This window comes from Staphylococcus coagulans (assembly GCF_022557135.1).
In the GTDB taxonomy this organism is placed as follows: Bacteria; Bacillota; Bacilli; order Staphylococcales; family Staphylococcaceae; genus Staphylococcus; species Staphylococcus coagulans.
Genome location: NZ_CP092966.1, coordinates 1769382 through 1790456, shown reverse-complemented (window position 1 = coordinate 1790456; position 21075 = coordinate 1769382). Strand labels below are relative to the sequence as shown.

Here is a 21075-nt window from a genome sequence, read left to right as displayed (position 1 = left end):
TTGTTTTTATTTCGAATGATAAGATTGCGTGTGAGGTGATGAAATTGGTCGTTGTTTAGGTGTATCTAAGCGACTTTTACATTCATCGCACATAAATGTTTTAATTGGATTGTTTTTCAATCGTTTTGCTAAACGTGTGTGCTCATCCAATAAAACTTCAGTATCACATATCACACATTTTACTTTCCACAAATTAACGCACCTCGATATGAGTCACATGCTTGAATTCATATTGATAGCCATCTTCTACTGTGTAAACAAAGCTGTCGATGCCATTATCTTCATATAAACGTTTGCCTTCTTTGGCAAATTGGAAAAAGAGATAAGGTAGAAGTTCAAAAGGGATATCGATATGAGATTCCGCATTAGACAGACGAATAATAGTGGCCTCTTTAAGAGGCTCTGCATTTTTGAAAAAAGGTGTCATATTAATAGCAAATGAACCTTGTAACACAGCGCGCTTTTTATAATCAATCTCAGAGTTTAGTGTAGGTGGATTGGTTTGGCCTTCTAATATAGCTCGATTCCATTCTCTATTATCATCAAATTGAATCGGTTTTTGACCTTCAAAGACGCCTTTTTCTAAATCTTCTAATGTTACTTTTCGATCGTCAAAAATCCAAGTCGTACTATCAAGCGTGATTGGAAATTTAACAGCACCTTTAATCTGAATCATTGTTAAACACTCCCTCAATTTAGCTAATTTCATTTTATCATACTTAGGAATGAGGCATACTAAATTTACTTGCTTTTTAATATCCGATAAGATAAAATTTTTACTATAAAAGAAAATTTATGGGGGGACGCTGTCATGAGTAAGCAACAACATATGAGCAATGTTGCATATGACCAGTTGAATAAAGATGCAGAACGTATTTTGCAACTAATTAAAGTTCAAATAGATAATTTAACATTACCTCAATGTCCTTTATATGAGGAAGTTTTAGATACACAAATGTACGGCTTACAAAAAGAAGTTGATTTTGCAGTCAATCTTGGCCTTGTGAGTGAAGAAGATGGCAAAAAGCTAATGTTACGTTTAGAAAAAGAGTTATCAAAATTACACGAAGCATTTACACGTGTCTAACGTTTGCTATCGGTACAAAGTGTAGCACGTTTTTCGCATCGTAAGTGCGATGAATTGGATGAATTAACATATGAATAATATGAAAAGATTATTTCGATATATTTTGAGATCCTCTAAATATATCGATTTTCCATTATTAATTACATATCTTGTACTCTGCTTTATTGGATTAACAATGGTTTACAGTGCAAGTATGGTAGCTGCGACACGAGGAACTTTAACAGGCGGTAGACCGGTGGCTGGAACATATTTTTATACAAGACAGATTATTTACGTATTGATGGGTTTTAGTATTGTATTCTTCATGGCTTACATTATGGATGTTAAAATCTTAAAAAAACGTAATGTACAACTCGGCATGATGGCGATGATTATATTCTTACTTTTTGCGACACTTGCATTTGGATCTGAAATTAACGGTTCTAAAAGTTGGTTGAATTTAGGATTTATGAATTTACAAGCTTCTGAGTTATTAAAAATCGCAATTATTTTATATGTTCCATATATTATAGAAAGAAAGCGTTTCGAAATTCAGCGAAATCCTTCTGTTATTTTATGGCCAATCCTATTTGTAGGTTTTTGTTTAGGTCTCGTCCTTTTACAAAAAGACGTAGGTCAAACGTTACTCACTGGTGCTATATTTTTTAGTATTATCGTTTATTCAGGTATTGGTGTCAAAAACCTAATTAAGATTGGTTCATACGCTTTAGGGGCATTAATTGTAGTCATTATCATTATTGTTATTTTTAGAATTAATGTTTTACCTTCATACTTGACTGCACGATTTAGCGCGTTGGAAAATCCATTTAACTATGAATCAGGTATAGGTTACCATCTTTCTAACTCACTATTAGCAATAGGTAACGGTGGCTTGTTTGGTCGAGGCCTTGGAAATAGTATTATGAAACTGGGTTATTTACCTGAACCCCATACCGATTTTATATTCGCTATTATATGTGAAGAACTTGGTTTGGTGGGTGCGTTTTTGGTAATCGGTTTGATTTTCTTTATCGTTTATCGCGCTTTTGAGCTTGCATCACTAACAAAATCATATTTCTATAAGTTAGTTTGTGTAGGTATTGCAAGTTATATTGCCTTACAATCATTTGTTAATCTAGGCGGTATCTCAGGCTTAATTCCATTAACAGGTGTGCCACTTCCATTTATTAGTTTTGGTGGTTCATCTATGCTCAGCTTAAGTGCTGCGATGGGATTACTTTTAATTGTTGCCAAACAAATTAAATACGACGATGCAAAGCAACGTTATTATGAAAAACAAAATAAAATCTAGCCATCTCAAAGAACTTCACAAATTTAAAAGCATGTGTGCATAAAAGCGAAATTTTAATTTTAAATATCGTTTTTATGCACTTTTTTTATATCTTAAATAGCTTTATACAATGGCAAACGCCATTAAAGATCACTTTTCTTTTTGACATCAATCACGATAACAGATAAAATGATTTTATCCATTTGTATAAATTATTGTAAATGATAAGTTTTATTTATCGTAATTTTGATAGTTGATTTTAAAATACAAATGATTTTTAAACTTGACACTTTAAAATACTGAGCTATTTTTGTTATAATTAATATTGTATTTTTCGAATTTTCGAACTATTTAGGAGGCTTATAAAATGAAACGCATCAATAAGCTATTAGTAGCTAATCGTGGTGAAATTGCTATTCGTATTTTCCGAGCGGCGACAGAGTTAGGCATTCAGACGGTTGCAATATATTCAAAAGAAGACATGAGTTCATTACATAGATACAAAGCAGACGAATCGTATTTAGTTGGCGAAGATCTTGGGCCATCAGAAAGTTATTTAAATATTGAACGCATCATTAAAGTGGCAAAAGATGCAGATGTTGATGCTATTCATCCGGGTTATGGCTTCCTAAGTGAAAATATGCATTTTGCAAAACGATGTGCTGAAGAAGATATTATCTTCATTGGACCGCACCTCGAACATTTAGATATGTTTGGTGACAAAGTCAAAGCCCGTGAAACAGCCATTAAAGCAGAGCTACCCGTGATACCGGGAACAGATGGCCCGGTTGATAATTTTGAACGAGCTAAAGCATTTGCGGAAGAAGCAGGCTTCCCGTTAATGATTAAAGCGACAAGCGGTGGTGGCGGTAAAGGGATGAGAATTGTAAAAGAAGCATCAGAACTTGAAGAATCCTTTACACGTGCCAAGTCCGAAGCAGAAAAGTCATTTGGTAATAGTGAAGTTTACATTGAAAAATTTATTGATAATCCAAAACACATTGAAGTACAAATCATTGGTGATGAAGCAGGCAATATCATTCATTTATATGAAAGAGACTGCTCAGTCCAACGTCGTCATCAAAAAGTGGTAGAGGTGGCACCTTCTGTAAGTTTATCGACGTCATTAAGAATGCGTATTTGTGATGCGGCAGTCGATTTAATGAAAAAGATTAAATATGTCAACGCAGGAACCGTTGAATTTTTAGTTTCTGGTGACGATTTTTACTTTATAGAAGTAAACCCACGCGTTCAAGTTGAGCATACGATTACTGAAATGATTACAGGTGTTGATATTGTTAAAACACAAATTTTGATTGCTGACGGTGAGTCTCTACATGATGAAGCGATTGCAATGCCCCGCCAAGATGAGATTCATACTTTAGGTTATGCAATACAATGTCGAATCACGACTGAAGATCCTACTCAAGATTTTATGCCTGATACGGGTCGCATCGTAGCTTATCGCTCAAGTGGTGGTTTTGGTGTTCGTTTAGATGCAGGTGATGCATTCCAAGGTGCAGAAATTTCACCTTATTATGATTCATTGCTTGTTAAAGTATCAACACACGCCATCAGTTATAAGGAAGCACGAGAAAAGATGGAGCGCTCATTACAAGAAATGCGTATTAGGGGTGTAAAAACGAATATCCCATTTTTGCGTAACGTCATTAATCATGCCCAATTTGCATCTGGCGATTACACAACGAAGTTTCTTGAAGCTTCACCAGAGCTATTTGTGATTCAACCTTCGCGCGACAGAGGTACAAAAACATTAGAATATATCGGTAATGTTACAATAAATGGTTTTCCGAATGTAGAGAAACGACCAAAACCAAATTTTGAACACCCTGATATTCCTACTTCTGATACGAAAGCAATTGCCCAGTTAAGAGGGACGAAACAGTTGTTAGATGAGAAAGGTCCCCAAGCTGTTGCGGATTGGGTTAAAGCGCAGGATGAAGTCCTATTAACAGATACGACGTTTAGAGATGCGCACCAATCTTTATTAGCGACACGCGTGCGGACACATGATCTTTTGAAAATTGCGCCTGAAACAGCCAATGTGATGAAAGACAATTTTTCACTTGAAATGTGGGGCGGTGCTACATTTGATGTAGCCTATAACTTTTTGAAAGAAAATCCGTGGGAACGTTTAGATAAATTAAGAAAAGCGATACCGAATGTACTATTTCAAATGTTATTACGTGCGTCAAATGCTGTAGGATATAAAAATTATCCAGACAATGTCATTCAAAAGTTTGTTGATGAAAGTGCTGCAGCGGGTATTGATGTCTTTAGAATATTTGACTCACTCAACTGGGTAGAGCAAATGAAAATTGCGAATGAAGCGGTTCAAAAAGCAGGCAAAATTTCAGAAGGGACGATCTGTTATACAGGCGATATTTTAAACCCAGAACGTTCGAATGTTTATACGTTAGATTATTATGTGAAGATGGCACAGACACTCGAAAGAGAAGGCTTCCATATGTTAGCCATTAAAGATATGGCTGGTTTATTAAAACCGAGAGCTGCATACGAATTAATTGGTGAACTGAAGGCAACAGTTAATCTTCCTATTCATTTGCATACACATGATACAAGTGGAAACGGCATTTTAACATACAAGCAAGCTATTGATGCTGGCGTAGATATTATTGATACTGCGGTTGCTGCGATGTCAGGTTTGACGAGTCAACCAAGTAGTAACTCAATTTACTACGCAATGAGTGGTTTTGAGCGTAAGATTCGTATGGACATCGAAGGTCATGAAACACTTTCTCATTATTGGGATGCAGTACGTCCATACTATAGTGATTTTGAAAGTGATATGAAATCGCCACATACGGAAATTTATCAACATGAAATGCCAGGTGGCCAATATTCAAATCTTCGTCAACAAGCTAAAAGCTTAGGTTTAGGTGAACGTTTTAGTGAAGTGAAAGACATGTACCGTCGCGTGAATTTCTTATTTGGTGATATTGTTAAAGTAACGCCATCTTCAAAAGTTGTCGGTGACATGGCGCTTTATATGGTTCAAAATGAGTTGAACGAAAAAGATGTTGTTTCTCAAGGGCATAAATTAGATTTTCCAGAATCTGTTGTGTCATTTTTTAAAGGTGAGATTGGGCAACCTGTTAATGGCTTCAATAAGGATTTGCAACGTGTTATATTGAAAGGACAAGCGCCACTCACTGAGCGTCCTGGTGAATATTTAGAGCCAATCGATTTTGATGCACTCCGTGAAGAATTGCAAGAAAAGCAACAAGAAAAGGTGACAGAGCAAGATCTCATTAGTTATGCGCTATATCCAAAAGTGTACGAGCAATATGTTAAAACGTATGAGCAGTTTGGTAATGTTGCTATTTTAGATACACCAACATTCTTCTTCGGCATGAGAGATAATGAAAAAATAGAAATTGAGATTGATAAAGGTAAAATTTTAATTATCCAACTTAAAACAATTACAAATCCTGATGAAAATGGTGTGCGAACTGTCTTCTTTGATATGAATGGACAAGCGCGTCGTATTCAAGTGAAAGATGAAAACATTCAAGCTTCTCATCTAGCGAAACCGAAAGCGGATAAAGCAGATTCATCACATATTGGTGCACAGATGCCGGGGACAATTATAGAAGTTAAAGTAGCTGAAGGTGAGCAAGTTGAGGCAGGACAGTCATTGATTATTAGTGAAGCTATGAAAATGGAAACTACTATACAAGCACCTTTTAAAGGAACAATCAAAAAAGTTCATGTTTCAGCTAATGACAGTATTGAATCTCAAGACTTACTTATTGAGATAGAAGCAGAATCATAAAATATTTCGAGTTGTAGCGATTTCTACAATAAAAAAGCTAATTCCCAACTTTTAAAAAGGGAATTAGCTTTTATGTTAAATAAAATGATTAGATGCAAATTGTGCTATTGTTCTCCGCGATTTGACCGCAATATAAGTAGAAGGAAATAACTGATTAGTCCAAAGAGCAACGTGATAAATAAGGCGTGGAATAATGCAATGATTAAATTAACGTTTGTAACGATAGATAATGCCCCAGTTGTTACTTGTAAAATAATCAGTATAAAACTTGCAGTGTACCCGTATTGGATTGTTCGGATATTCGGATAATATTTGACCGCATGAATGTAAGCAACAAGGACTGCGATAAAGGCAATCAGTGCCATAAATCTATGAGCGAGTTGTACCCAATCATGTACATCATGTGGGACAATATCATTAAATGGTATAGGCCATGAACCGTATGCAAGACTAGAATCCGTGTGTCGTACAAGTGCACCTGTATAAATGGTTAAATAAATAATGATAGTCATCACCCAAGTGTATACTTGAAGTGGTTTTTTAATATGTACCTTATTCGCTTCATATTTTTGGTCTAAATCAAAAATAATTAATGTTAAAACAAAGACTGATGAAAAACTAATTAACGAAATACCAAAATGTAGTGCTAAAACATAATCATTTTGTTGCCAAACGACAGCAGCAGCCCCTACCAAAGCTTGAATAAGTAAGAAACCGATACTAATAAGACTTAAAGGTTTTACCTCTTTAATATGACCGATATTTTTCCAAGCGGTAATGACGAGCCATGTTACAAATATCACTGATAAACCAGATACTGCTCTGTGACTCAATTCAATGATGGTATCTATAGGTAGATTTTGGGGCAAGAAAGCACCATGGCATAGTGGCCAGTCAGATCCACATCCATCTTCTGAGCCCGTTTTTGTAACGAGTGCACCACCAAGTTGAACCCAAGTCATTATCAATGTTGATACGACAGCTAGCCACTTTAGGTTTCGCTTATTAAACAATCTCAAACACCCCACTATTACATAAAATAGTAAATCATTTTTATTAATTTACATTACTGCCATTATATCAAAAAGCTTCCATAAAAATGTGATTTTAGAGTGAAGTTTTTCAGAATGTCGATAAAGTGTCACAAATTTTTCTTATTTAAACTGGTCATTCTTACGCCTTTCATATATCATTGGTGTATATGTTATTTGAAAAAGGGGGGGGATTGATGGCAAAGTCAGAAGTTATATCACACACTTCCGGCCGCATCACTTATAAGGAACTGAAACAAATTATTAAGTTAGGTCTTGTTCAAGGCAACTTAATTCCTTCATTTGCGGGTGCTTGGTTAGCGATTGTGATGTCTCATCATGCGTTTTTAGCTTCTATTCCGCAAATTATTATTATGATGTTGGGGTCAACACTCGTAATGGGAGGCGCATGTGCACTTAACAATTATTATGACCAAGATATCGACCAAGTGATGCCAAGTAAACAAAATAGACCGACCGTTAACGATCGTATTTCAAACCGTCAGTTACTTCTATTAAGTTTTGGAATGATGATTGTTGGTGAAATCTTATTGTTTATGATTAATATGCCGGCTGGCGTGATTGGTTTAACAGGTATTGTCGGCTATGTGTCATTTTATTCTATATGGTCAAAACGTCATACAACATGGAATACTGTCATTGGCAGTTTCCCTGGAGCGGTACCACCTTTAATTGGATGGGTTGCAATCAACGGCGAACTTAGCTTGATGGCATGGGCATTATTTTTAGTTGTATTTTGTTGGCAACCTATTCATTTTTATGCACTCGCAATTAAGCGTAAAGATGAATATGCGATGGCTCAAGTTCCTATGTTGCCGTCTGTTAAAGGATTTAAGCGTACACGTTTAGGTATGTTTTTGTGGTTGGTTTTACTCTTGCCACTTCCGTTCTTAATGCACGAATTAGGTAGTGTATTTATTGTCTTAGCATCATTATTGAATATCGGGTGGATATTATTAGGATTGACAAGTTTTAAAACGTCAACGAATCAAACAAAATGGGCAACAAAGATGTTTATCTATTCTTTAAATTACCTCGTTCTGTTTTTTGCTCTTGTTGTCGTTATCTCTTTAATTAAAATGATTTAAAAAGATTACGAGTGAGGAATGAATATCATGAATGTACCTATTTTACCTACAATAAGTACGACGTGTATTGTTATCAGTGCCATATTAGTTGCGATAGGTTGGCGCTTGATATGGAAACGTCGCATCGAGCAGCATAAAAAAACAATGCTATGGGCAGCAGTGTTTGCAGTGACGTTCTTTCTAATTTATGCGAGTCGTACGATATTTATCGGTAACACTGCTTTTGGTGGGCCTGCTTCCGTCAAAGTTTATTACACGATTTTTCTAATATTTCATATTACACTTGCCACAGTTGGTGGTGTGTTAGGTTTAGTACAAATTATTACGGGATTAAGAGACAAATACAATGTACATAGAAAAGTGGGGCCTATTGCATCGGTAGTTTGGTTTTTTACCGCTATTACAGGTGTAGCTGTTTATATTCTTTTATATGTTCTTTATCCTGGTGGAGAAACAACTTCTCTAATTAAAGCAACATTTGGGCTTTAAATATTTTGATTGAGCCTCTTTAAGACCAATCGCATTATTTTAGAAGAGCGGAGCATCGAAATCTACTTTGTGACTTTAGATTTCTGTTCCGCTCTTTTTAGCTTATTTTTCGACTATGGCGTTTTAGACATTTTTGAAATTTGAGACACGCGTGTTAAATGATGGAATGGATTTGGGGTTAATTTTTTCTCACAAAGGGTATTGTTTTGTTAAAATAAATACGATTGTCTTTTAAACGACTAAGGCATTGAAATGATGGTATAAAAAGCACGACGATTTTACAATATGCATTTTGTGATAGTAATGTCATTTGTTAATCAATTAAAGTTTACGACTCTAGCGACTTGATGAGAGTGACAGACATCCATTTAATATTGGCGTTTTTAACTCATTAATATATTTGTTTTGAATCCTAATAGTTCAAATTAATAATTGTAGCATTGAAAATATGTATTTCCAATATTACAGATCATACAAAATGACAAAGTTCGTTATATAGACGACAAGCATAGGTGAAGGGAGGATACAATGAAAAGTAAAGTTTTAAAAGTAGTTGCAGTTTTATTGTTAGTAGGGTTTTTAGTGTATCTTTTTTATTCGCCAAAGTTAGAATTTGATGTTCTAGAAAATCCGAATCAATCTACAACGACAAAGAAAGAAAAGACGCCGCTTATTAAAAAAAATGAAGGTGAAAATCCAAAATTAACGAGAGGTGTCGGAACTTTAATGGGTAAGCCGATTCAACATGTTATGGATCGATACGGTATCGCGGATCGCATCTATTCATATCAGAAAGATTATAAATGTTTTGTTTTTAAAGATAACGACCGTTATATGTTGTTTTTAACAAAACACAATAAAGTGAAATCGGTTTATGTGACGGGGGAGAAATCTCAAAATGAAACAGGTCCTATCAAAATCAATGAAACAGCGTCGAATCTATTTAATTCATATTCCATAAACACTGAGCCTGAATTTACCGTAAAAAATCAAAATTATCATTATGAATTATCTGATAAAGACATTAAAACGCAGTCTCTTATCCAATTCGGTAATATTTATGCGCAAGTCTTTATTGATCAACAAAGAAATAAAGTTATCGGTATTCGTTATCTCGACAAAGAAGCATTAGCAGATATCAACCCTTATGCCCAAAACAATAGTAGCTCTAAAGAAGTGGATAAGGAGGACGCAAAAGACAAGCCTTCAGATCAAAATGTGAACCAACGATTGACATTGTATGAGCTAACCAATGAAATTCGTAAACTAAATGGGCGTCAACCATTAAAAGTGAATCAGACTTTAGAAGATGTTGCAACTGTTGATTTATTTAATTCTGGAGATGTTGCTAATACAGAATTTACAGAAAGTAACTTAAACGACCTTGTTAACAAAACAGATTTACATTATCAATCCGTATCGCAAAATGTAGGTTATAATTTCAATGATGTTCCATCTCTCGTTCATAGTTGGATTAATTCAGATGTTCACCGCTCACGGATGTTAAGTAAAAAATATCAAGAAATGGGTGGCGAAGTCGAACAACAATATTATTTATTAATATTTTTAGAGAAAGGTGATGAAGAAAGTGTACGATGAAGCGCTCATGGCAGTTTTAGATCAAGCTGATGAATTGGCTGATAAAATTAAAGCTTCAGAAGCTTTCGATGCTTACCAAAAGGCAAAATCATCTTTAGAATCCGATCAAATTGCACAAAGCCTCTATGCAGAGTTTTTAAAAAGTAAAGTGAAGTATGATGAAGTTCAACGTTTTGGTCGCTATCATCCTGATTATGAAGAAGTGATGAAACAAACAAGACGTCTCAAAAGAGCGTATGAAATGCATGAAAATGTTGTTAATTTTAAAAGATGTGAAACAGAATTGCAGCAACTCTTAGATGAAGTCGTAACGATTATTGGAACTAGTGTTTCAGAAAATGTAAAGATTGATGCAGGTACACCTCTATTTGAGGCTTTGACTACAGGCGGTTGTGCGACAGGCGCAAGCTGTCAATGTCATCCACAACTTTAAGTGGATGTTAAGTATAAAGTGCATCAAATAATCAGCAATAGCAAAAAGCCAATTTAAGCATGTTAAGAAATTTGTTTTTCTAAATGTTTAAATTGGCTTTTTGCGTTAGGATGATGTGTGCGATGAATTCTGGATATTGGATCGATAAGCAGTGAGAAACTGACGTCCAATCGTAGGACGATCAGTGACAATCGTATGCACACCTTGTTCTACAAGGTCATGCATTGCCTCCACACTATTAACCCCGTAATAGCCAGGGATAATATGAGATTGGTTGAGCCAGTTGATCAATTTTGGCTGAACGAGTGGAATACGATGAAAATAAGTAGGCATTTGAAACGTTTGTGCATGTCCACGATACCATGCATGTAGCCCTAAATATAATTTTAAAATTGCGTCAGTTACCTCAGCTTGACTTGCGCCAAGTGCAATTTCACCGTGGCTGATGGCGTAAAAACGTTCGATTTGTACTTTATAAAAGCTAGTTACTAAGACACGTTTTTCTGCGTGATTTCGCTTGATTGTCTCATATAAACGTTGGGCAGCTATTTGTCCCTCGTAACTTTGAGGTTGATCTTTAATATCAATATTGACTAATTGATCAGGATAGCGAGATAAGAGTTCATCCATCGTCATAATTTTTGCGTCCGGATGATTTTGGTAAGGTCTTTTACCATTCATATCTTTAAAACGATAACCTGCATCAAGCGCTTTTAATTCATCCAAAGTATGGTCACGGACGTAACCTGAACCGTTTGTTGTACGGTTAACGTCAGCATCATGAAATACAATCACTTTTTCATCTTTAGTTATGCGAATATCTGTTTCAAATCCTGTTAGATTCATTTCAACTGAATGATCGAAAGCAAGGATAGTTGATTCAGGGCGTTCTGCCATACCGCCACGATGGCTAAATATATAGGGGGCAGGATGCTGGAAAAATTCAGCGATTTGTCGATGCATCGATCCTTTTTTATAATGTTTAATAAAAGCGGCACCGCCTATGAGCGAGGTGATGCTTAATAGAGTTCGAGTAATCAAACGTCGTGATTGCGTCATTCCACATTCCTCCCATCGAATGATAGATTCTTTAAAGCGCCTTTTCGGATGACCAGTCTCATGGTACGATACTATTGTAAAGATTGAGGTGAAAATATGAATATCATACAACGTGAAAAGATTATTATTTATTTAAAAAATATGAAACATGAACGTCATATTAGAAAATATGGCCATATCATTTATAGTAATCCGCAAGAACAATACGTTTCTATGTATGTCAACCAAGATCGTGTAGATGAAGTTGTGACAAAATTAATGAAACTAAAATATGTGACTCGAGTTGTTGGCTCGCCTTATAAATATTTAAAAAGAGAATACTCAAAAGAAGTGAACGAATAATGTCATTCTAAATGAGGAATCCAATTTTGTAATCGTAACACACTTTTTAAATAATTAAAATATAATGCTAATTCAGGATAATCATCAGGTGCATGCACGTCAATACCTACCATTTCAATATTATAGGGTTTGGCAAATGATTGTATCAGCTCATATTTTTTATTACGCTCTGGGTATGGGTAACGTACTGCATCTAACATCATATATATTGCTTGAAATTTACGTCCCTCAGTAGGTTGCATAATCATAGCGACAGATGTTAATTGTTTTTCTGACTTAGGCGTATGAAAGAAAACAATACGATTAATAGGCTTATAGTTATATTGAATTAATGTTTTAAACTCATAAAGGTCGGTAAGACCATGTCCTAATACGATAAAAGATTGTTGCATGATGATATCCTCCTTATAATTCAAAGTATATTAAAAATGAAATCAGATTGGAAGTGTGAATCAATGCGGGTCATTGCAGGAAAACATAAAAGTAAGCCTTTAGAAACATTGGAAGGGCGTCATACGCGGCCTACGATGGATAAAGTGAAGGAAGGAATCTTTAATAGTCTTCACTCAGTATCCGGCTTAGGTTTAGATTTGTTTGCGGGAAGTGGTAGTTTAGGGATAGAAGCACTTTCTCGTGGTATGGATCAAGTTATTTTTGTTGATCAAAACATCCGAGCGGTAAAGATTATACATCAAAATTTGAACAAATTAGGTTTAACACAACAGGCAGAAGTTTACAAAAATAGTGCAGAACGCGCTTTGAAAGCTTTGTCTAAAAGAGAAATTCAATTTGATGTGATTTTTTTAGATCCTCCTTATGAAAAGGGGCTTATTGATCAAGCACTTCAAAAAATTCATGAATTTAATTTATTAAAGCAAAATGGTATGATTGTTTGTGAATATAGTCACCGTGAATCAATTGATACGTCACTATTTGAAGAAGTTAAACGTTATCATTATGGTTTGACAGATACTTGTGTTTTGAAAAGAGGAGAAAATAACCATGGTTAATACAAAAGCAGTCATTCCTGGAAGTTTTGACCCCATTACGAAAGGCCATTTAGACATCATAGAAAGAAGTGCTGGCCGTTTTGATGAATTACACGTTTGTGTGTTGCGTAATAGTAGTAAAAAAGGGACATTTACAAATGAGGAACGTGTTTCTCTCATTGAGAAGTCTGTAGAACATCTTTCAAATGTATACGTGCATTCATTTAGTGGTTTGCTTGTTGATTTTTGTGATGAAATTGGTGCGACGACAATTATTAGAGGATTACGTGCGGTCAGTGATTTTGAATATGAACTAAGAATCACCTCAATGAATAAGAAACTCAATGATAAAGTCGAAACATTGTATATGATGAGTTCTATGGATTATTCTTTTATAAGTTCGAGTGTCGTGAAAGAAGTGGCACAATACGACGCGGATATTTCAGAGTTTGTGCCAAAACACGTTGAAGCAGCTTTATTAAAAAAGTTTGGAAAATAGACAAAAACCAACGTCGAACCATGAGCATTTATTAAAAGATATACAATCAATTGAAAATGAAGTGCTAAAAACGCTATGACGTCAATTGCGTTCAATGGTGTACTGTTCAACGTAAGCATCTGTTCTTATAATGTTTACGGTGAAAAATTGATTTTCTCAGTACAACCTTGAAAAACAAATTTAATAACAAACTGGAAAACGTTTTGAGTTGGAGTGAACCGATGGTGCCAGCTATTCAAAACGTTTTCTTTTTATTTATGATAGTTATTTGTAAAAAAAGAGTTTCTATTGCACTTTGCAGCTGTAAAACTTTATTGTGCGATATAAACAGGTGTGTTGAAATCATTCATGGTTTCATCTGTTAATAAATTGTATATCTCTGTTGCTTTAATTTCATGTTTGAAAAGGGGAGCATTTTCACGATTGACATTAGTAATGAATTGTTTTTCGGGTGCAATCGATTTTAAATGTTTTAAATATTGTTGGCCCTTTTGAGACATTGCCAGTATTCTCACACCGGGGAGTTGCTTATTGACATCGCTATATTGAAAGTTAAGTAAAATATTCATCAAAATGCGTTGAATGTGTGTATAAGTATAGCGTTTTGTTTTTAGTGCTGTCATCAATTCATCATAGTTTGAAACTTTAGTAATAACTTTATGTAATCTATTCTCAAACCCTTCGCTCATCGTATAAATACTTTTTAAACTTGAAGGAGATTGTTGTAATATTGACAATTTAATCAATTGAAATAACCGTTCTGAGTCGCAATAGGGTTGCGTCATGAGTTGAACATTTTGTTTAGGAACCATCGTTTTCCAAACATCATCTTTACCGCATAAACTTTTGCGAATAGCGGTACCACTTGCTAGGGAGTCATGTTGAAATTGGTCATCGTGGTGGTGCGTGTGCGCTCGACTTATAGTCATCGGCTGAAGTTTTGGGTTATGGCGCAATATATTTTTAATGTAAGCGATTGCAAGTACATTATTAGGTTCTGCTAAAATGTCGGTATGTAAAATTTCACCTGCGATGCGTGCATAGCTTTTACCAGATTTAACTTCACGTTTAAAAGCGTCTGTCTCTTCTAGTTCAAGCAATTGCTCTGCAGTTTGTTTCAACTGAATCCTATCACCACTTTCGCTACCAAAACTGAGTACATCTGCTTGCATATACGAAGCTACTTTGATTCCCATTTCAGCAAAAATATCGCTAGATGAAAGTGATCCGAGTAAAGGCAATTCTACAACAATATCACAAGCCACTGTAGCCATTCGTGCACGTTTAAATTTATTAAATATAGCAGGCATGCCACGCATCATAAATTGACCGCTCATAATAGCGATAGCGACATCAGCATTAGCCTCTCGTTGACTTTGAGTTGCATGGTAGAGATGCCCGTTGTGGAATGGATTATATTCTGTAATCATGGCGACGCTTTTCATTTGCATTCTGTCCTTTCGTGTTTCATTATAAATATTGTATCAGAACATAAGATGTTAAGAAAAAATCTTGACAACTTAAGATTCAAAAGTTAAAATAAATTTTGTGCTTGTTAGAGGTGAAGCCATATGAAATGGTCAATAACACAATTAAGAAAATACCAAGGACAACCTTTTAAATTTAGTCAAACCGTGACATTTAACGACCTTGTTCAAAAATTAGATATTTTGGACTTATCTCCTATTCAAATAGAAGGGGAGCTTACCGTTAAATCCAACGAAGTAGTTGCTCAAATGCATTTAACTGGGAATTATACTATGGCATGCGCGCGAACATTAGTCCCCGTGGATGTTCCATTAGATGCATCAACAACAGAAGTGTTTGACTTAGATGGTTTGTATGAAGATGAGGACGATGAGCATTATCATCTTGCAACGGATGGCATGATTAACCTCCGAGATATCGCCGAGGAAATCGTAATGCTTGAAAAGCCAATGCGCGTTGTTGCTGATGATAGCGAAGACATGCTGACTGGTGGTCAAGGTTGGGAAGTTATTGACGAAGATGATTTGCATAATGACCCATCTCATGATGAATCAAAAGTAAATGTCGATCCAAGGCTTCAGAAATTACAACAATTATACGATGATCGTAACCATGCACGCTAAGCTTTTTGAAATACATGCGTCTAATCGAATAAAAGGGAGGATTAATCATGGCAGTACCAAAAAGAAGAACTTCTAAAACAAGAAAAAACAAACGTCGTACTCACATTAAATTAGCAGTACCTGGTTTTCAAGAGTGCGGAAACTGTGGTGAATTTAAATTAGCTCACCGTGTATGCCCAAGCTGTGGTTCATACAAAGGTGAAGAAGTCGTTTCTAAATAATAGACTTTTTACAGTTTAATAATATTAAGTTAAAATAAGGCTGGAACTATTGCTGTTCCAGCCTTATTTTTCTGGATATTATAATATACTTTAACCAAAATTGAGACAGTTGCCACATATACAGCATAGGCGGAAGTGAAAAGAGGTTATTATGGAACAAATCACATCTATACAAAATGCAAAAATCAAAAATTTTAATAAGTTAAAAAAGAAGAGAGAACGGGATAAACAAGGTTTAGCGATTATAGAAGGACCACATTTAATTGAGGCCGCTTATCAAAGTGGCATTAAAATCAAGCAATTATTTATGATTGAACCACAACGGGTCGACCAAGAGATGATTCAACATACTGAAGAAGCGTATGAAATCACTCAAAAAGTTGCTGAGAGTTTGTCGGGTACGATGACCCCACAGGGCGTTTTCGCAGTAATAGAAAAGTCTGAAGTGAATACCAAGCAAGCACAGCAAGTGCTTATTTTAGATCGTATCCAAGATCCAGGGAATTTAGGGACGCTTATTCGAACAGCGGATGCTGCAGGCTTAGATTTAGTGATACTCACTAAAGGGACTGCAGATGTTTATCAAGATAAGGTTTTGCGTGCGAGTCAAGGAAGTGTTTTTCATATTCCTATCCAAGTTGTCGATAATGTTTTAGATTTTATCACTCACTTCGATGGCCCGATCTATGGAACGGCACTTGAAGAAGCAACAGTTTATCATCAAGTGGCTTCACGCCAATCTCGCTTCGGATTAATTGTTGGAAACGAAGGACAAGGGGTTGCACCTGAATTATTGCAACACACGACTCAAAATTTAACCATCCCAATTTATGGACAAGCTGAAAGTTTAAATGTAGCAGTCGCTGCAGGGGTTTTAATGTTTTATTTGAAAGGATAAAAGAGAACGAATCTGGGTTGACCCTTTCTAACTGCATGTATATAATAAACGTATTAACAATTCAACAATTGCGAACAAAAAGACGTAAACTATTAAAGAAGTTGCCTAGGGAAGTATGACATTAACTGAAAGTGATACTCAACTTACATAGTTTTTTTCACCTTTTTAGCTACTTAAAGAGATTTAAGTCGGAGTGATATCCGTTATCAACATCAAATCAGAGTGTATGTATTTATTTTACATAAAACTGGGTGGTACCACGGAAAGATTTCGTCCCATTTCTATTGGGGTGGAATCTTTTTTATTTTCATTAAATGAATGGAAAAGAAGTATAGGCTAGGACAAAATTGCCGCTTAGTCAACGAAAAATCTAAAATGATAAAGTGGGGAAAGGTAAAAAATTAAGTTTTTACTTTTTTGATGACGAGGCAAGTGTTGGTTTAATTAAAGGAGGAACAATAATGGTGCAAAATGATGAAATGACGAAAATCAAACATCAGGCGATTGAAGACATTCAACAAGCAGAAGATGAAAAAGCATTGCAAGATGTTAAGGTTAAATATCTAGGTAAAAAGGGTCTAGTCACTGGACTTATGAAACATATGAAAGACTTGCCTAAAGAAGAAAAACCAGCTTACGGTCAACAAGTGAATGTCGTTAGACAAGCGATCGAAAGTGATATTGAAGCACGTCAAACGGTTTTAGCTGAAGCTAAATTAAATCAACAGCTTACAGAAGAGTCAATTGATGTGACACTTCCAGGTAGAAAAGTTGCGAACGGTGCACAACATCCGTTAACGCGGACTATAGAAGAAATTGAAGATTTATTTTTAGGATTAGGTTATGAAATTGTTACAGGTTATGAAGTAGAACAGGATTACTATAATTTTGAAGCATTAAACTTACCGAAGTCACATCCAGCTAGAGATATGCAAGATAGCTTTTATATCACAGAAGAAATATTACTTCGTACACACACATCACCTGTACAAGCACGGACTATGGAAAAAAGACAGGGGCAAGGTCCTGTTAAAATTATTTGTCCAGGTAAAGTTTATCGACGCGATTCAGATGATGCAACACATAGTCATCAATTCACACAAATTGAAGGTCTTGTTGTAGATGAAAACATTAAAATGAGTGACTTAAAAGGAACGTTGGAGTTATTAGCAAAATCACTGTTCGGTGCCGATCGTGAAATTCGCTTACGTCCAAGTTATTTCCCGTTCACTGAACCATCAGTAGAAGTTGACGTGTCTTGTTTTAAATGTAAAGGAAAAGGTTGTAATGTATGTAAACACACAGGCTGGATAGAGATTTTAGGTGCAGGCATGGTGCATCCAAACGTGCTAGAAATGGCAGGCTTTGATTCAACTAAATACTCTGGATTTGCTTTTGGTATGGGGCCTGACCGAATTGCAATGCTCAAATACGGTATAGAAGACATTCGCCATTTCTATACAAATGATGTACGTTTCTTAAATCAATTTAAAGCAGTAGAAGATAGAGGTGACCAAGATGTTAGTATCTAAAGAATGGCTAGAAGAATATGTTGAAATTGATGTTGCTGTCAAAGATTTAGCAGAACGTATTACACGTACAGGTATTGAAGTAGATGATATTCATGATTTTACAAAAGATATTAAAAATTTAGTTGTAGGTTATGTTGAATCAGTGGTAGCACATCCAGATGCAGCTAAATTAAATATTTGCCAAGTTGATATTGGTGAAGAAGCACCTGTACAAATTGTCTGTGGGGCTCCGAATATTGGTGAAGGTCAAACTGTCATTGTCGCAAAAGTTGGCGCTAGATTACCGGGTGGCATAAAAATTAAAAAGGCAAAATTACGTGGAGAAGTCTCTCATGGTATGATCTGTTCATTACAAGAAATAGGCTTATCAAGTAGTGTTGTGCCAAAAGCTTTTGAAAACGGAATCTATCAATTTTTATCTAAAATTACACCAGGAACAGACGCACTTGAAGCACTCTATCTCAATGACCAATCTATGGAATTCGATTTAACGCCAAACCGTGCAGATGCATTAAGTATGATTGGAACAGCCTATGAAACAGCGGCGCTTTATGGTAAAAAAGTAGCAAGACCTGAAACAACAGCGACTGAATTAGAAGAAAACGCAGCTGATGCAATATCAGTCAAAGTAGAAAATGCCTCAAAAGTACCTTATTATAGTGCGCGCGTTGTAAAAAATGTGAAAATTGAGCCTTCACCAGAATGGATGCAAGCACGTTTAATGAAAGCAGGTATTCGCCCAATTAACAATGTTGTAGATATTTCTAACTATGTCATGTTGGAGTACGGTCAACCACTACATATGTTTGATAAAGATCAAATCGGTTCAAATGAAATTGTAGTTAGACAAGCACATGAAAATGAGTTGATGACGACTTTAGATGATCAAGAAAGAAAATTAGTGGATACAGACATTGTTATCACAAATGGCAAACAACCGATTGCGCTTGGTGGTGTTATGGGTGGAGATTTTTCTGAAGTTACCCCACAAACACAAAACGTGGTGGTCGAAGGTGCCATTTTCGATTCAGTATCGATTCGTCATACTTCACGCCGTTTAAATTTAAGAAGCGAATCTTCTAGCCGTTTTGAAAAAGGACTGGCAACAGAATTCTTAGATGAAGCGGTCGATCGTGCGTGTTATTTACTAGAAACACTTGCGAGTGGACAAGTTTTAAGTGGTCGCGTTTCAGATGGAGATTTGGGCACGTTGACTACAGAAATTAAGATTACTACTGATAAAGTAAATCGAACAGTCGGTTTTAATCTTACAGAGGCAGACATTATCCGTGTCTTTAATCAACTAGGCTTTGAAACTGAAGTGGATGGTTCAGAAATCACTGTTAAAGTGCCATCACGTCGTCGTGATATTACAATACAAGCTGATTTAATTGAAGAAATCGCAAGAATATACGGTTATGACAACATTCCATCAAGTCTACCAGTATTTGAGCATGTAACAAGTGGCGCACTTACTGATCGTCAACGTAAAACACGTGTGGTTAAAAATGCATTAGAAGGTGCAGGCTTATCTCAAGCGATTACTTATTCTTTAGTTGATCAAGAACGTGCCTCTGCATTTACAACAGTAGATCGAGAAACGATTTCATTATTAATGCCAATGAGTGAAGCACATTCAACATTACGCCAAAGCCTTATCCCACATTTAATAGATGCAACACAATATAACGTAGCACGTAAAAATCATAATATTGCTTTATATGAATTGGGTAATGTCTTTTTTGGTAACGGGGAAGGCACGTTACCAGACCAAGTGGAATACTTAAGTGGTATCATGACTGGAGAATATGTCTCTAATCCTTGGCAAGGTAAAAAAGAAATAGTTGATTTCTATCTGTTAAAAGGTGTTGTTGATCGTGTAGCTGATAAATTAGCATTGGACTTTGAATATGAAACAGCACAAATCGACGGGCTACATCCTGGTCGCACTGCAGCTGTAATTTTAAATGGAGAAGCGATTGGTTTTATCGGTGAGCTTCATCCAACAGTAGCAAAATCTTATGACCTGTCACGTACTTACGTTTTTGAATTGAATTATGAAAAAATCATGCAACAATCTGTGGGATATATCAATTATCAACCTATTCCTAAATTCCCAGGTGTAACAAGAGATATTGCATTAGTTGTGAAGTCAGAAGTAAGAGCTGCTAACTTAATACAAACGATTCGTGAAAATGGCGGAGAAATTTTGAAAGATGCTTCTGTGTTTGATGTCTATGAAGGAGAACACATGGAAGAAGGTCAAAAATCTGTTGCGATACGACTTGAATATTTAGATGAAACAAATACGCTAACTGAAGAACAAGTCGCAAAAGTTCACGAACAGATTCTTTCTGCTTTAGAAGCTGAAGGCGCGACTTTAAGAGCTTAATAGAAAATTAAATCTATTTGTAATAGTTTTGAAGTTATCCCTTTATTATAAATTTGGACTGGTAAACAAACGTTCCTCGTTTTACCAGTCCATTTTTTATGAGAATTATGATTTTAAAAGGTTGTATATTTTTAACGATTAGCTTGCTAGTAAATAAGCTTAAAAACAATGAGTATAAACCTTTATTTACTTTTCAG

Annotated in this window: 21 protein-coding genes; 15 read left to right on the top strand and 6 right to left on the bottom strand. The window is 35.6% G+C overall.

Annotated features, from left to right (window positions below; genetic code table 11):
* Positions 1 to 6: 6 nt before the first annotated feature.
* Complete coding sequence (locus KM149_RS08515) at positions 7 to 192, bottom strand: DUF2197 domain-containing protein (RefSeq protein ID WP_050332208.1); 186 nt, start codon at positions 190 to 192, stop codon at positions 7 to 9.
* A 1-nt stretch (position 193) separates the two neighbouring features.
* On the bottom strand, positions 194 to 676 hold the full coding sequence (locus tag KM149_RS08510; RefSeq protein WP_050345803.1) for a hypothetical protein: 483 nt from the start codon (positions 674 to 676) through the stop codon (positions 194 to 196).
* 135 nt (positions 677 to 811) lie between these two features.
* On the opposite strand from KM149_RS08510, the gene KM149_RS08505 reads away from it, so the two are divergent.
* From KM149_RS08505 to KM149_RS08495, 3 genes are all read left to right on the top strand, one after another.
* Positions 812 to 1087 (top strand): Fpa/YlaN family protein, encoded by a 276-nt coding sequence (locus KM149_RS08505; protein WP_050345802.1) that lies wholly within the window; start codon positions 812 to 814, stop codon positions 1085 to 1087.
* Between the two features lie 70 nt (positions 1088 to 1157).
* Positions 1158 to 2378: a cell division peptidoglycan polymerase FtsW gene (ftsW, locus tag KM149_RS08500; RefSeq protein WP_050331339.1), complete on the top strand. Its 1221-nt coding sequence runs from the start codon at positions 1158 to 1160 to the stop codon at positions 2376 to 2378.
* Positions 2379 to 2724: 346 nt separating this feature from the next.
* On the top strand, positions 2725 to 6174 hold the full coding sequence (locus KM149_RS08495) for a pyruvate carboxylase (protein WP_241415301.1): 3450 nt from the start codon (positions 2725 to 2727) through the stop codon (positions 6172 to 6174).
* A 104-nt stretch (positions 6175 to 6278) separates the two neighbouring features.
* Here KM149_RS08495 and KM149_RS08490 read toward each other — a convergent pair whose 3' ends face one another.
* Complete coding sequence (locus KM149_RS08490) at positions 6279 to 7187, bottom strand: COX15/CtaA family protein (RefSeq protein ID WP_050345800.1); 909 nt, start codon at positions 7185 to 7187, stop codon at positions 6279 to 6281.
* A gap of 215 nt (positions 7188 to 7402) precedes the next feature.
* On the opposite strand from KM149_RS08490, the gene cyoE reads away from it, so the two are divergent.
* From cyoE to KM149_RS08470, 4 genes are all read left to right on the top strand, one after another.
* Positions 7403 to 8314 carry a heme o synthase gene (cyoE, locus tag KM149_RS08485; RefSeq protein ID WP_060830082.1) on the top strand — a complete coding sequence of 304 codons (912 nt, stop codon included), beginning with the start codon at positions 7403 to 7405 and terminating at the stop codon, positions 8312 to 8314.
* A 27-nt stretch (positions 8315 to 8341) separates the two neighbouring features.
* Positions 8342 to 8803 carry a DUF420 domain-containing protein gene (locus tag KM149_RS08480; RefSeq protein ID WP_050331335.1) on the top strand — a complete coding sequence of 154 codons (462 nt, stop codon included), beginning with the start codon at positions 8342 to 8344 and terminating at the stop codon, positions 8801 to 8803.
* A gap of 528 nt (positions 8804 to 9331) precedes the next feature.
* On the top strand, positions 9332 to 10402 hold the full coding sequence (locus KM149_RS08475) for a CAP domain-containing protein (RefSeq protein WP_241415300.1): 1071 nt from the start codon (positions 9332 to 9334) through the stop codon (positions 10400 to 10402).
* Positions 10392 to 10835, top strand: coding sequence for a YlbF/YmcA family competence regulator (locus tag KM149_RS08470; RefSeq protein ID WP_241415592.1), 444 nt, complete (start codon positions 10392 to 10394; stop codon positions 10833 to 10835). Before KM149_RS08475 ends, KM149_RS08470 begins: the two co-directional genes overlap by 11 nt.
* Before the next feature lie 105 nt (positions 10836 to 10940).
* On the opposite strand, the gene KM149_RS08465 is transcribed toward KM149_RS08470, so the two are convergent.
* Positions 10941 to 11894 carry a lysophosphatidylglycerol phospholipase D gene (locus KM149_RS08465; protein WP_241415299.1) on the bottom strand — a complete coding sequence of 318 codons (954 nt, stop codon included), beginning with the start codon at positions 11892 to 11894 and terminating at the stop codon, positions 10941 to 10943.
* A gap of 96 nt (positions 11895 to 11990) precedes the next feature.
* On the opposite strand from KM149_RS08465, the gene KM149_RS08460 reads away from it, so the two are divergent.
* Positions 11991 to 12236 (top strand): YlbG family protein, encoded by a 246-nt coding sequence (locus KM149_RS08460; RefSeq protein WP_182280511.1) that lies wholly within the window; start codon positions 11991 to 11993, stop codon positions 12234 to 12236.
* A gap of 2 nt (positions 12237 to 12238) precedes the next feature.
* On the opposite strand, the gene KM149_RS08455 is transcribed toward KM149_RS08460, so the two are convergent.
* Entirely contained in the window at positions 12239 to 12628 is a 390-nt protein-coding gene (locus KM149_RS08455; RefSeq protein ID WP_241415298.1) for a DUF7147 family protein, read from the bottom strand.
* A gap of 63 nt (positions 12629 to 12691) precedes the next feature.
* Between KM149_RS08455 and rsmD the strand changes: the two genes are divergently transcribed.
* Both rsmD and coaD read left to right on the top strand, forming a co-directional pair.
* The gene (rsmD, locus tag KM149_RS08450) at positions 12692 to 13246 is read left to right on the top strand and encodes a 16S rRNA (guanine(966)-N(2))-methyltransferase RsmD (protein ID WP_165545657.1); all 555 of its coding nucleotides are present in this window, start codon (positions 12692 to 12694) and stop codon (positions 13244 to 13246) included.
* Positions 13239 to 13724, top strand: coding sequence for a pantetheine-phosphate adenylyltransferase (gene coaD / locus KM149_RS08445; RefSeq protein WP_050345795.1), 486 nt, complete (start codon positions 13239 to 13241; stop codon positions 13722 to 13724). Before rsmD ends, coaD begins: the two co-directional genes overlap by 8 nt.
* 311 nt (positions 13725 to 14035) lie before the next feature.
* On the opposite strand, the gene KM149_RS08440 is transcribed toward coaD, so the two are convergent.
* Complete coding sequence (locus tag KM149_RS08440) at positions 14036 to 15169, bottom strand: nucleotidyltransferase (protein WP_182280510.1); 1134 nt, start codon at positions 15167 to 15169, stop codon at positions 14036 to 14038.
* A gap of 126 nt (positions 15170 to 15295) precedes the next feature.
* Here KM149_RS08440 and KM149_RS08435 point away from each other — a divergent pair, with 126 nt between their 5' ends.
* From KM149_RS08435 to pheT, 5 genes are all read left to right on the top strand, one after another.
* Positions 15296 to 15835, top strand: coding sequence for a YceD family protein (locus KM149_RS08435; RefSeq protein ID WP_016424793.1), 540 nt, complete (start codon positions 15296 to 15298; stop codon positions 15833 to 15835).
* Between the two features lie 47 nt (positions 15836 to 15882).
* Positions 15883 to 16056, top strand: coding sequence for a 50S ribosomal protein L32 (gene rpmF / locus KM149_RS08430; RefSeq protein WP_016424794.1), 174 nt, complete (start codon positions 15883 to 15885; stop codon positions 16054 to 16056).
* Between the two features lie 151 nt (positions 16057 to 16207).
* The gene (locus KM149_RS08425; protein WP_182280509.1) at positions 16208 to 16954 is read left to right on the top strand and encodes a TrmH family RNA methyltransferase; all 747 of its coding nucleotides are present in this window, start codon (positions 16208 to 16210) and stop codon (positions 16952 to 16954) included.
* Positions 16955 to 17415: 461 nt separating this feature from the next.
* Positions 17416 to 18486: a phenylalanine--tRNA ligase subunit alpha gene (pheS, locus tag KM149_RS08420; RefSeq protein ID WP_241415297.1), complete on the top strand. Its 1071-nt coding sequence runs from the start codon at positions 17416 to 17418 to the stop codon at positions 18484 to 18486.
* Positions 18473 to 20878 carry a phenylalanine--tRNA ligase subunit beta gene (gene pheT, locus KM149_RS08415; RefSeq protein WP_214970291.1) on the top strand — a complete coding sequence of 802 codons (2406 nt, stop codon included), beginning with the start codon at positions 18473 to 18475 and terminating at the stop codon, positions 20876 to 20878. Before pheS ends, pheT begins: the two co-directional genes overlap by 14 nt.
* Positions 20879 to 21075 lie beyond the last annotated feature (197 nt).

Bases quoted from the DNA above. Each gene is read 5' to 3' on its own strand.
- KM149_RS08510 (WP_050345803.1), bottom strand. From the start codon at position 676: ATGATTCAGATTAAAGGTGCTGTTAAATTTCCAATCACGCTTGATAGT.
- KM149_RS08505 (WP_050345802.1), top strand. From the start codon at position 812: ATGAGTAAGCAACAACATATGAGCAATGTTGCATATGACCAGTTGAAT.
- ftsW (WP_050331339.1), top strand. From the start codon at position 1,158: ATGAATAATATGAAAAGATTATTTCGATATATTTTGAGATCCTCTAAA.
- KM149_RS08495 (WP_241415301.1), top strand. From the start codon at position 2,725: ATGAAACGCATCAATAAGCTATTAGTAGCTAATCGTGGTGAAATTGCT.
- cyoE (WP_060830082.1), top strand. From the start codon at position 7,403: ATGGCAAAGTCAGAAGTTATATCACACACTTCCGGCCGCATCACTTAT.
- KM149_RS08480 (WP_050331335.1), top strand. From the start codon at position 8,342: ATGAATGTACCTATTTTACCTACAATAAGTACGACGTGTATTGTTATC.
- KM149_RS08475 (WP_241415300.1), top strand. From the start codon at position 9,332: ATGAAAAGTAAAGTTTTAAAAGTAGTTGCAGTTTTATTGTTAGTAGGG.
- KM149_RS08465 (WP_241415299.1), bottom strand. From the start codon at position 11,894: ATGACGCAATCACGACGTTTGATTACTCGAACTCTATTAAGCATCACC.
- KM149_RS08460 (WP_182280511.1), top strand. From the start codon at position 11,991: ATGAATATCATACAACGTGAAAAGATTATTATTTATTTAAAAAATATG.
- KM149_RS08455 (WP_241415298.1), bottom strand. From the start codon at position 12,628: ATGCAACAATCTTTTATCGTATTAGGACATGGTCTTACCGACCTTTAT.
- rsmD (WP_165545657.1), top strand. From the start codon at position 12,692: ATGCGGGTCATTGCAGGAAAACATAAAAGTAAGCCTTTAGAAACATTG.
- coaD (WP_050345795.1), top strand. From the start codon at position 13,239: ATGGTTAATACAAAAGCAGTCATTCCTGGAAGTTTTGACCCCATTACG.
- KM149_RS08440 (WP_182280510.1), bottom strand. From the start codon at position 15,169: ATGAAAAGCGTCGCCATGATTACAGAATATAATCCATTCCACAACGGG.
- KM149_RS08435 (WP_016424793.1), top strand. From the start codon at position 15,296: ATGAAATGGTCAATAACACAATTAAGAAAATACCAAGGACAACCTTTT.
- rpmF (WP_016424794.1), top strand. From the start codon at position 15,883: ATGGCAGTACCAAAAAGAAGAACTTCTAAAACAAGAAAAAACAAACGT.
- KM149_RS08425 (WP_182280509.1), top strand. From the start codon at position 16,208: ATGGAACAAATCACATCTATACAAAATGCAAAAATCAAAAATTTTAAT.
- pheS (WP_241415297.1), top strand. From the start codon at position 17,416: ATGGTGCAAAATGATGAAATGACGAAAATCAAACATCAGGCGATTGAA.
- pheT (WP_214970291.1), top strand. From the start codon at position 18,473: ATGTTAGTATCTAAAGAATGGCTAGAAGAATATGTTGAAATTGATGTT.